The following is a 10,827-nucleotide window of genomic DNA, read 5'->3' on the forward strand; positions in this document are numbered from 1 at the left end:
TATTAAACACTATAAGTATTAGCTCATAAATGCTTTAATTGAAGTTAATATGCCTTGCTCACCTAACCCCATTTCATCGTGCATTTGCTGTTGCGTACCGTGTTTAATAAATTCATCCGGTATACCCAAGTTAAGTATTTTTACAGCCGTTTTTTGGGTGGCTAAATACTCATTAACCGCCGAACCTGCACCACCAGAAATTGCATTATCTTCAAGTGTTACAATGATATCGTGGTTAGCGACAAGTTCATCAATTAAACCAGTATCAAGTGGTTTAATAAATCGCATGTTAACTAAAGTGGCATTGAGATCATCTGAGGCTAATTGGGCGTTTTCAAGCAAGGTACCAAATGACAATATAGCTACTTTAGCACCTTGTTTAATTACGTTAGCTTTACCAATTTCGAGCTGTTGCATAGCGCTTTGAATGTCTGCTGTGCCCGCACTGCCACGCGGGTAACGCACAGCTACTGGGCAATTGGCTTGATAGCCAGTGTATAGCATTTGACGGCATTCGTTAGTATCGCTAGGTGCCATAATAACCATGTTAGGAATACAGCGCATAAAGCTTAGGTCATAGGCGCCTTGGTGAGTTTCACCATCGGCTCCGACAATACCTGCGCGGTCAATAGCAAATAATACCGGTAGGTTTTGCAATGCAACGTCGTGAATTAGTTGATCATACGCACGTTGTAAAAAGCTAGAGTAGATAGCAACAACGGGTTTTAACCCTTCACATGCAAAACCTGCAGCAAGGGTTACAGCGTGCTGCTCAGCAATTGCTACATCAAAATATTGTTCAGGGTGTTCTTTAGAAAAACGCACCATCCCCGAACCTTCACGCATCGCAGGGGTAATTGCCATCAATTTGCTGTCTTGCTCTGCCATATCGCAAAGCCAATCACCAAATACATTTGAGAAAGTAGCCGCACTTGGCTTAGATTTTGGTAAACTTGAAGTTGCAGGATCAAATTTTGGTACACCATGATAACCAATCGGATCGGCTTCTGCGGGCTTGTAACCTTTGCCTTTTTGGGTTTTTATATGTAAAAGTTGTGGGCCTTTTAAGTTACGCATGTTACGCAGCGTATCAACCAGCATATTCACATCATGGCCATCAATTGGACCAATATAATTTAGGCCTAACTCTTCAAAAAAGGTACCCGGGATCATCATCCCTTTAATGTGTTCTTCCATACGGCTGGCAAGTTCTTTTACCGGCGGTACACCAGAAAGAAGCTTTTTACTGCCTTCGCGGATGTTGGTATAAAAGCTACCTGATAAAATACGCGCAAAATGATTGGTTAACGCGCCGACGTTTTCAGAAATCGACATTTCGTTATCGTTCAAAATAATCAACATATCTGATTTAACATCACCTAAGTGATTCATCGCCTCAAAGGCCATACCTGCGGTAATTGCGCCATCGCCTATCACCGCCACGGTTTTACGACCTTTGCCTTCTTTTTGCGCAGCAATAGACATACCCAGCGCCGCTGAAATAGAGGTGCTTGAATGGCCAACACTAAACGTATCGTATTCACTTTCGTCTCTAAATGGAAATGGGTGCAATCCATCTTTTTGGCGAATGGTGTGCATTTGGTCACGACGTCCCGTTAATATTTTATGTGGGTAGGCTTGATGACCTACATCCCAAACTAAACGGTCGTCGGGAGTGTTGTACACATAATGTAATGCAACGGTAAGTTCTACGGTACCTAAACCAGACGCTAAATGGCCGCTACTTTGCGATACTGAATTGAGTAAGTAATCACGCAATTCATGGCTAAATGCAGGAAGCTTATCTTGTGCTAAGTCTCGCAAGTGGGCTGGTTCGTTCACCAAATTAAGTAATGGATACTTGCTGCTATCAAGTGTCATGGTTTTTTATATATCCTTCGCTAATATTAACTTCCCTCAAAAAAGCTAAGTTTAAGAGGTGGCTTAATATTTAGTAATAATTTTGTTCTAAGATTTAATACGTTTTAGCCATGTTTAATGGTCACGTTCAATTAAATAGTTTGCCAATGCCGCTAAGCTGGTCGTGTCTGCGTCAATATTGGCTAACGCCTCATGGGCTTGTTGTATCAAATTTAGTGCTTTTTGCTTAGCACCTAGCATACCTAATAAAGCCGGGTATGTCGCTTTATTCGCAGCAATATCTGACCCTTGAGGCTTGCCTAAAGTCAGTGTGTCGCCCTCAACATCTAAAATATCGTCATGAACCTGAAAGGCCAGCCCGATAGCATACCCAAAAGTAGATAAGTTATCTAAAGTGTGTTGGCTAATATTAGGGGCACAAAGTGCGCCCAAAGTAATCGCACAATTTATTAATGCGCCAGTTTTAAGTTTATGAATACGTTCTAATTCATCAACCGTAATAACTTTATCTGTTGCTGCAATATCGCGGCCTTGCCCGGCAACCATTCCTTGCAAGCCTGAAGCATGTGCTAATTCAGCAATCATTTTTAACTGAGCTTCTGTTGAGCATTTAAATGTGTGCTTAGCAATAAGCTCAAACGCTAAGGTTTGCAGTGCGTCACCTGCTAAAATAGCTTGTGCTTCACCATAGACAATATGACATGTAGGACGGCCACGACGTAAATCATCGTCATCCATAGCGGGTAAATCGTCATGCACTAATGAATAACTATGAATGCATTCTATCGCTGCTGCCAGCACATCTAAATCACGTTTTTCAGCACCGAGCATTTTGCCTGTGGTATAAACCAAAAAAGGGCGTAATCTTTTCCCGCCATTCATTAGACTATAATGTGTGGCTTCTTTTATGGTGTTGTCGCTTTCAAGAGGTTGTTCGAAATAAAGGTTGAGTGTATTGGCTACATCATCTTGAGCGAGCTTTATTTGTTCTTTTATGCTCACAATTATTCCAAATCGTTATCAAATTGAGTAAGCGGTGCTTTTTCGTCATTACCCATTAATATCGACACCTTTTGCTCGGCTTGTTGAAGTTTACCGGAAGACGCACTGGCTAATGCAATGCCGCGCTCAAATTGCTTTAAAGACTGTTCAAGCGATAAATCACCTTGTTCCATTTCACTGACAATTGTTGTTAATTCTTCTAGTGCTTGTTCGAAACTTAAATTTTCAGGTTTTTTAGTCGCCATCTTTATTTTCAACTTACATAATAAATTTAGACGCCAATTTTAGGGGGAATGCTAAACTAGGTCAAAGAATGTTATGTTTTTTTGATAGATAAATGCTGTTAATTGGGTTTTACTGCGCTTCAGCGTTATTTTTTAAATTATAAATTCTGATTAGTTAGATTGATTCCCTATGTTGATCTAAAATAGGACTAATCGTAATTTTATCGTTTATCATAAAAATCACTTAAGTATTTCAGTATCTTGCCGATATACATTTAATAACAACGCTTGCGAAGAAAAAATATAAAACCTTTGGAGGGAATGTGGATTTAGCAACCATTATTGGGATCCTTGGCGCAATTGGCTTAATTGTCATGTCCATGTTTATGAGTAGTAGCGGTGAAGTCGGTATGTTTTACAATACCCCTTCAGTGGTTATTGTATTTGGTGGCTCCCTTTTTATCGTTTTATCCAATTTTACTATGTCGCAATTTTTAGGCATTGGTAAGGTTTGTGCTAAAGCGTTTATGTTTAAAATTGAACCCCCTGAAGCGTTAATTGAAAAGGCGGTTGAGCTAGCAGATTCTGCCCGAAAAGGCGGGTTTCTAGCATTAGAAGAGGCTGAGATTCCAAATCCATTTATGCGCAAAGGCGTTGATATGCTCGTGGATGGGCATGATGCGGATGTGGTGCGTGCAACATTACAAAAAGATATTTCCCTGACGACAACTCGTCATGAAATGGGCGCAAGCTTATTTAAATCGTTAGGTGATATTGCTCCTGCAATGGGGATGATTGGTACATTAATCGGTTTGGTGGCTATGTTATCAAATATGGATGACCCAAAAGCAATCGGCCCAGCAATGGCTGTAGCCTTGTTAACAACGTTGTATGGGGCATTTTTGGCGAATGTTGTCGCCATTCCTATTCAGGTAAAACTTGAATTGCGTAAAGACGAAGAAGCAATGAACCAGCGACTTATTTTGGATGCAGTATTAGGCATTCAAGATGGCCAAAACCCTAAAGTAATTGAGGGGATCTTGAAAAATTATTTGGCTGAGTCTAAACGCGCGGTAAACACTGAGGAATAGTTATGTCTGATGAAGAGTGTAAATGCCCACCCCCAGGGTTACCTGCATGGATGGGGACATTTGCCGATTTAATGTCGCTATTAATGTGCTTTTTTGTACTCTTACTCGCGTTTTCTGAAATGGATGTGCTTAAATTTAAGCAAATTGCAGGCTCTATGAAGTTTGCTTTTGGTGTACAAAATAAAATAGAAGTTAAAGATATTCCAAAAGGCACCTCAGTTATTGCGATGGAGTTTACTCCAGGTAAGCCTGAGCCGACCCCCATTGAAACTATTCAGCAGCAAACAGTTGAAATGACTCAGCAAATGCTAGAGTTTCAGGCGGGCGATGAAAGCTCAGCTGGCGGACGCCAAGAACAACGAGGCGAAAAACGAGGAGGTGAGTCTAGTAGCACCTCTGAGGAAGTTGCTTCAGCGCCTGCCGTTTCTGCTGCCGATCAAGAGCAAATAAATGACTTAGTTAAAAAAATTGCACAACAGCTTGAAAAGCAAATTATTGATGGAGCTATTGAGCTTGAGTCATTAGGTCAGCAAATCATTATTCGTATTAGAGAAAATGGTTCGTTTCCATCGGGCAGTGCGTTTTTACAACCCCAGTTTAAACCTATCATTCAGGATATTGGCCGGTTATTAAAAGATGTGCCAGGTGAAATCACCGTCTCCGGTCACACTGATGACTTTCAAGTCTCTAATGAACTTTATATTAATAACTGGGATTTATCCTCCAAACGAGCTGTTGCGGTAGCAAGTGAACTGCAAAAAGTTGCTGGTTTTGATAAGACCCGAATGATGGTCGTTGGGCGTGCAGAAACCAGACCTTTAGTGCCGAATGATTCCCGAGAAGATCGAAGACGTAACCGCCGGGTAGAAATATCAATTTTACAAGGCAAGGCGAAAGAATCAGATCCTATTGATATTAGATAGAATTTATTGGTTTTGTCCCCTTTTTTAGCATAGAATGCATTTCTCTTAACAGATGTAATTAAAAGTGGAGTGAGCATGTTAAATAAATTTTGTAGTATGCCTGGTAATGGCGATGGTACAGACGAAGATAAAAAAGTTAAGTAAGGTTTTTTAGTTTGCCTGAATGGTTTTTGTACTTCGTCAGTATATTAAGTAAAAGCTGGGTTCTTATTCTGAGCCCAGCTATTTTGTTGTTTTTTATCCTTAAGGATTATTTAGCCTTAAGGTTTGCTGCTATTACCGCTGCTTTTTTCTTATTTGGTACTATAACTTACTCAAGTTTAATGGCGTTTGATGATGGTATTTATGTATACCGTTATCTTGTATGGGCATTAACAGATATTACTTGGATGGCACTGATTGCTTATTTGGGTTTGAAAGATAAAGTGCATTTGTGGCAATGTGTACTTGGCCAACTTGTGGTTATTGCTGCCCCTATTCTGCAATTATTTCGTTTAGTAGATCGCCACCTTTGGGATTTATCGTATAGTACTGTTATGTATCAAACGTTTATGCCCTTAATAAATATCGCTACTGTTGTTATATGTTATCTACCACTTTTATATATTTTTGTTAATAAGCGAAATAAAGCTTTAAGCTTATAACGACAAAAATACCCCTCGTTTTAAAATGATATGCTAGACTACTGTTTATATGAACAGTGTTGAGGCTTGGTTATGAAACTTTATATTGCTGAAAAACCCTCTTTGGGTCGCGCTATTGCAGACGCACTTCCTAAACCGCATAAAAAGCATGATGGCTATATTGAAGTGGCAAATGGTGATTGCGTATCTTGGTGCATAGGTCATTTGCTCGAGCAAGCAGAACCCGATGACTATGATGAGCGTTTTAAAAAGTGGCAGTTTGAACATTTACCTATTGTGCCTGAGCATTGGCAACTTAAAGCAAAGCCTAAAACTCGTAAACAACTCACTATTTTAAAAAAGCTAATCAAACAAGCAACAATACTTGTACATGCTGGCGATCCTGACCGTGAAGGCCAGTTATTAGTTGATGAAGTTATAGAACAAGCAAAAATCAGCCAAGCAAAAAAACAAAATATTCAGCGTTTATTGATCAGTGACTTAAACTTAACGGCAGTTAAAAAGTCACTAAATAGTATGCGTGCTAACCGTGACTTTATTCCTTTGAGTGTTTCTGCTCTTGCGCGATCTCGTGCTGATTGGTTGTTTGGCATGAACTTGACGCGTGCATACACATTAGCGGGGCAAAAAGCGGGATTTGGTAATGTATTGTCGGTTGGGCGAGTGCAAACACCCATTTTGGGCCTAGTAGTTAATCGCGATAACGAGATAGCAAATTTTGTATCAAAACCATTTTATGAAGTACTTGCTCACCTTGATACACCTGAGGAGCAATCATTTACTGCTAAGTGGATACCAAGTAAAGCGTGTGATCCTTATCAAGATGAAGAGGGCAGAGTGCTTAACAAAGCTTTAGCTGAAAATGTAACTTCACGTATCGCTAATCAACCAGCAAGCGTAACTGCTCTTGAGCAAAAGCAAAAAAAACAAACCGCGCCGCTTCCCTATAATTTGTCTGCTTTACAAATAGATGCCGCTAAAGCGTTCGGGATGCCAGCGCAAAAAGTGCTCGATACTTGCCAGGTTTTATATGAACGTCATAAGTTAATTACTTACCCACGCTCAGATAATCGTTATTTACCAAAAGATCATCACCAAGATGCAGCTGCGATACTAAAAGCGATTGCAGTAAATGGAGGCCAAAAAGCAGAATTTGTTAATGGAGCAGATGCAAAAAAACGAAGTAAATGTTTTAACGATTCAAAAGTAGCAGCTCACCACGCGATTGTACCAACAGCTAAACAGTTAAAAACTGTGAGTTTAGCAAGTGATGAAGAAAAAATTTATCAGTTAATAAGTCGACACTATTTAATTCAGTTTTATCCCGAGTACATTTACAACGAAACCAAGGTAGAGGTAACTATAGCGGGTGGTTTATTCAAAGCTAATGCAAAACAAGATGTAAGCTTGGGTTTTAAATTGCTTATGGGTAAGTCAGAACTTAAAGAAGAAGCAACATTGCCTTATTTGGAAAAAGGTATGGCACTTACCTGTATTAAAGGTGAGGTGGTGCAAAAGCATACAACTCCTCCTGCTCATTTTACCGATGCAACCTTACTTGCTGCCATGACGGGTATTAGTCGTTATGTAAAAGACTCACAAATCAAAAAAATATTAAAAGAGACAGATGGCCTTGGTACTGAAGCCACTCGCGCAGGTATCATTGAACTATTATTTAAACGTCGCTTTTTAAAACGTGAAGGAAAAGCAATTAAAGCAACTGAAACAGGTCTGGCACTAATTAGTGTATTACCTGAGGGGTTATCAAGCCCCGATTTAACTGCAAAATGGGAGTCGAGTTTAGGAGATATAGCTCAGCAAGCAATGAGTTATCAGCAATTTATACAGCCTTTGCTAGCTGATTTAACTAATTTTGTAAGCCAAGCAACTAACTGCGATAGTAATGTATTTGCACATTTGCCAAAAACATCGCCTAAGAAGCGTTTTGCTAAACGTACAAAGAAAGCGCCGTATAAAAAGTCGAGTTACAAAAAAAGCCCTGCGGTAAATTAAACTCAGGGCTTGAAAATAACCTTGAAGATTATTGATTGAATAATGCCGCAGCGGCATTGCTCATTGCAGTTATTCCTGTTGGAAGCGCTACTTTATAATCGGGAGCAAATTTACTTGAATGTAATGAAGGGAGTGTTTCGTTATTTTTCATCGCATTTGTATATTGCTGTTGGTTAACTCCGCCTAACCAAAATAAAGTAATGGGGATGTTTTCATCTGTTCTACCATATAGTCCAAAGTCTTCACCAGCCATAACAGCTTTAGTTGCAAGTACATTTTTTACACCAATTGCATCAGCAATGGCACTCCTAACTATATTTGTTTGCTCCGGATTATTGTAAGTAGATGGAATCGATTCACTTTCATGAACATACACTTCTGGGTAGAGCGCTTCTTCTAAGCCAGCACTTTGTGCAATACCTGCAGTAATACGTTTAATCGCAGCAATTTGCGCGTTTCTAACTTCCGGGTTATAGCTACGCAGAGTAAGTTGTAGCTTTACTTCATCAGAAATTACATTGTGTTTTGAGCCGCCATGGATAGATCCAACAGTGATCACTGATGGTTCAAGAGGAGATAACTCCCGACTCGTAATTGTTTGTAATGCTAAAATGGTGCGAGCAGCAATAATAACAGGGTCAACAGTCGTATGTGGATAGGCTCCATGGCCTCCTTTACCTTTTATGGAAATATCAACTGAGTCGACGCTTGCCATAGTGTACTCATTTTTCAGAGCAACTTTTCCTGCCGGTACACTGGCACTAACATGTAAAGCAATAATATGATCAGGTTTTGCGTATTTACTAAATAACCCTTCACTTAGCATTGCTTTTGCACCACCCCCAACTTCTTCAGCCGGTTGCGCAACCATCATTAAAGTACCTTGCCACGACTGTTTATTTTTAATTAGTTGTTGCGCGGTGCCTATAAATGAACTCATATGAATATCATGACCACAACCATGCATAACACCGACTTTGCTACCTTGTTTATTTATTGTGGTAACAGTTGATGCGTATGCTTTTCCTGTTTGTTCTGTGATTGGTAAGCCATCAGTATCAGTTCGAATCATAACGGTGGGGCCTTGGCCATTTCTATATATACCTACAACGCCATAACCGCCAACGTTATCGGTTACATCAAACCCTAGCTTTTGAAGTTGCGCAGCCATTTCTTTACCGGTTTGCTGCTCATGATAAGACAGTTCAGGTGACTGGTGTAAATCTAGATAAAGCTTTTCTATTGCTGGCATACTTTTATTAAGATCCAACTTGAGTGTTTGCGCACTTAATAATGGGCTAACTAATAAACACAGTGCACTCGCATATACTAATTTCATATTTCCCTCGCTACCTTATAATGTATTTAAATGATTTAAATATATGGCTTGTAATTATTATCTTCATCACCATATAAAAACCTAAATAGATGAACATGGCAATAACTCAATGAGCAATAAAGTTAATCTTAATGCACAAAACCTTCAGCAAGTATTAGGTGAAACATCACAACAAAAGTTAGTACTACTGAACTTTTTTTCGCCACAAAGCCCAGAATGTATTAGCCAAGCAGCTATTTTAGATAAGCTAGCCGCCGAATATAATAACTATATAGTTGTTGCAAACTTAGATTGTGATGCAGAGCAAGCTTTGGCCTCGCAACTTGCCCAGCAAGTCGGTTTACAAACTTTGCCTACCTTAGTGTTATTAAAAGACTCAGCTCCAGTTGATGTATTAGCGGGTGCACAAACAGAAAGCCAAGTACGTGATGCCCTATCTAAACACTTACCTGCACAACAAGATCTTTTATTAGAGCAAGCCAAGCAAGCACTGGTTAATAGTGATTTAAATGCCGCGTTTAATTATGCTAAGCAAGCGTATGAATTAGATAGTAGTAATGCGAGAATTAAATTAGTGCTTGCAGATATATGTATACAGATTCACAAACTCGATGAAGCCGCAGCATTAATAGAAACAATAGACGCACAAGATCAAGATGCATACTTTAATAACATTAAAGCTAAATGTGAGGCTGCACTAAAGGCAACTGATTCACCTGAAATAAAAGCATTACAAGAAAGGGTAGCCAAGCATCCTAATGAGCTTGAATTACAAATGGAGCTAAGTAACCTACTCAATGAAGCTGGAAGGAAAGAAGAAGCATTAGAAGCACTCTTTACTATTCTTAAAAAAGATCTGAATTTTGATGAGGCTAAGCCAAACTTCTTGGCTGTTATTGCGTCTTTACCAGATGGCGATGCGCTAGCTGCTAAATATCGTCGCAAGCTTTATAGCATTTTGTATTAACGATTAAGATAAACTCTCTATAAAAAGCACCTATGTTAAGGTGTTTTTTTGTTTCTGCGTTAGGATAGCCGGGTAAAAGCAAGGTTATCCACAGGGTTTTGTGAGTATCTTGTGTGCCTAGGTGGGGTATCTTTGGGGTAAAAATTAAATGCAAAAAACCGTTTAAAAACGCTTGCGTTAAAATCGATTCGCCCTATAATGCGACCCCACTGAGACGGCAGAGCGCAACGCATAGCGAGGCACGAGCTACTCAGTGAGTCGAGTAAAACTTAGTTCTAAAAACTTTAAAGTTTAACAAAATTAAGTGTTGACAAAAAAATAGGAAGGCGTAATATGCGCAGCCCTAGCGAGATAAAGTTTAACGCTTTAATCGCAACGTTCTTTAACAATTAAAGCAATCATCTGTGTGGGCACTCGTACAGATTGAGTTCTAACAGCCAAGCTTAGTTTACTAAGTGAGGCAAACAAATTTAGAGTCTCAATGTGATTTCTCGAAAGAGAAGCTGAGTGACCAACAGAAGTAACTTATTTATAAGTTGCTTCGGCACAGTCAATTCAATATCGAAAGATATTAAATAAATTCAGAATTCATTGAGCTGTCGAAAGACAAAAAACTTTTAATTGAAGAGTTTGATCATGGCTCAGATTGAACGCTGGCGGCAGGCCTAACACATGCAAGTCGAGCGGTAACAGAAAGTATCTTGCTACTTTGCGGACGAGCGGCGGCCGGCTGAGTTATGCTT

At 39.5% G+C, this 10,827-nt stretch carries 9 protein-coding genes and 1 rRNA gene; 6 read left to right on the top strand and 4 right to left on the bottom strand.

What is annotated here, in order from left to right:
* Positions 1-18: 18 nt before the first annotated feature.
* From dxs to xseB, 3 genes are all read right to left on the bottom strand, one after another.
* Complete coding sequence (gene dxs, locus CWB77_RS10370) at positions 19-1,881, bottom strand: 1-deoxy-D-xylulose-5-phosphate synthase (RefSeq protein ID WP_138622651.1); 1,863 nt, start codon at positions 1,879-1,881, stop codon at positions 19-21.
* A 114-nt stretch (positions 1,882-1,995) separates the two neighbouring features.
* Positions 1,996-2,883 (bottom strand): (2E,6E)-farnesyl diphosphate synthase, encoded by an 888-nt coding sequence (ispA, locus tag CWB77_RS10375; RefSeq protein ID WP_008110206.1) that lies wholly within the window; start codon positions 2,881-2,883, stop codon positions 1,996-1,998.
* A 2-nt stretch (positions 2,884-2,885) separates the two neighbouring features.
* Positions 2,886-3,128 carry an exodeoxyribonuclease VII small subunit gene (gene xseB, locus CWB77_RS10380; protein ID WP_010390946.1) on the bottom strand — a complete coding sequence of 81 codons (243 nt, stop codon included), beginning with the start codon at positions 3,126-3,128 and terminating at the stop codon, positions 2,886-2,888.
* 302 nt (positions 3,129-3,430) lie between these two features.
* Between xseB and pomA the strand changes: the two genes are divergently transcribed.
* From pomA to CWB77_RS10400, 4 genes are all read left to right on the top strand, one after another.
* Positions 3,431-4,198, top strand: coding sequence for a flagellar motor protein PomA (gene pomA, locus CWB77_RS10385; RefSeq protein ID WP_010390948.1), 768 nt, complete (start codon positions 3,431-3,433; stop codon positions 4,196-4,198).
* 2 nt (positions 4,199-4,200) lie between these two features.
* Positions 4,201-5,121, top strand: coding sequence for a flagellar motor protein MotB (locus CWB77_RS10390; protein WP_075170368.1), 921 nt, complete (start codon positions 4,201-4,203; stop codon positions 5,119-5,121).
* 155 nt (positions 5,122-5,276) lie between these two features.
* Entirely contained in the window at positions 5,277-5,765 is a 489-nt protein-coding gene (locus tag CWB77_RS10395) for a hypothetical protein (protein WP_075170367.1), read from the top strand.
* A 72-nt stretch (positions 5,766-5,837) separates the two neighbouring features.
* Entirely contained in the window at positions 5,838-7,778 is a 1,941-nt protein-coding gene (locus CWB77_RS10400; protein WP_138622653.1) for a DNA topoisomerase III, read from the top strand.
* Positions 7,779-7,806: 28 nt separating this feature from the next.
* Here the strand turns inward: CWB77_RS10400 and CWB77_RS10405 are convergent, their stop codons facing one another.
* A complete protein-coding gene (locus CWB77_RS10405) occupies positions 7,807-9,117 on the bottom strand; it encodes a M20 metallopeptidase family protein (RefSeq protein ID WP_138622655.1) in 1,311 nt (436 codons plus the stop codon).
* Between the two features lie 109 nt (positions 9,118-9,226).
* Between CWB77_RS10405 and CWB77_RS10410 the strand changes: the two genes are divergently transcribed.
* Both CWB77_RS10410 and CWB77_RS10415 read left to right on the top strand, forming a co-directional pair.
* On the top strand, positions 9,227-10,084 hold the full coding sequence (locus tag CWB77_RS10410) for a tetratricopeptide repeat protein (protein WP_138622657.1): 858 nt from the start codon (positions 9,227-9,229) through the stop codon (positions 10,082-10,084).
* Between the two features lie 618 nt (positions 10,085-10,702).
* A 16S ribosomal RNA gene (locus tag CWB77_RS10415) occupies positions 10,703-10,827 on the top strand; the annotation flags it as partial.

Source organism: Pseudoalteromonas sp. S1610 (assembly GCF_005887465.1).
Classification (GTDB): Bacteria; Pseudomonadota; Gammaproteobacteria; order Enterobacterales; family Alteromonadaceae; genus Pseudoalteromonas; species Pseudoalteromonas undina.

Bases quoted from the DNA above. Each gene is read 5' to 3' on its own strand.
- CWB77_RS10405 (WP_138622655.1), bottom strand. From the start codon at position 9,117: ATGAAATTAGTATATGCGAGTGCACTGTGTTTATTAGTTAGCCCATTA.
- CWB77_RS10390 (WP_075170368.1), top strand. From the start codon at position 4,201: ATGTCTGATGAAGAGTGTAAATGCCCACCCCCAGGGTTACCTGCATGG.
- CWB77_RS10400 (WP_138622653.1), top strand. From the start codon at position 5,838: ATGAAACTTTATATTGCTGAAAAACCCTCTTTGGGTCGCGCTATTGCA.
- dxs (WP_138622651.1), bottom strand. From the start codon at position 1,881: ATGACACTTGATAGCAGCAAGTATCCATTACTTAATTTGGTGAACGAA.
- xseB (WP_010390946.1), bottom strand. From the start codon at position 3,128: ATGGCGACTAAAAAACCTGAAAATTTAAGTTTCGAACAAGCACTAGAA.
- CWB77_RS10410 (WP_138622657.1), top strand. From the start codon at position 9,227: ATGAGCAATAAAGTTAATCTTAATGCACAAAACCTTCAGCAAGTATTA.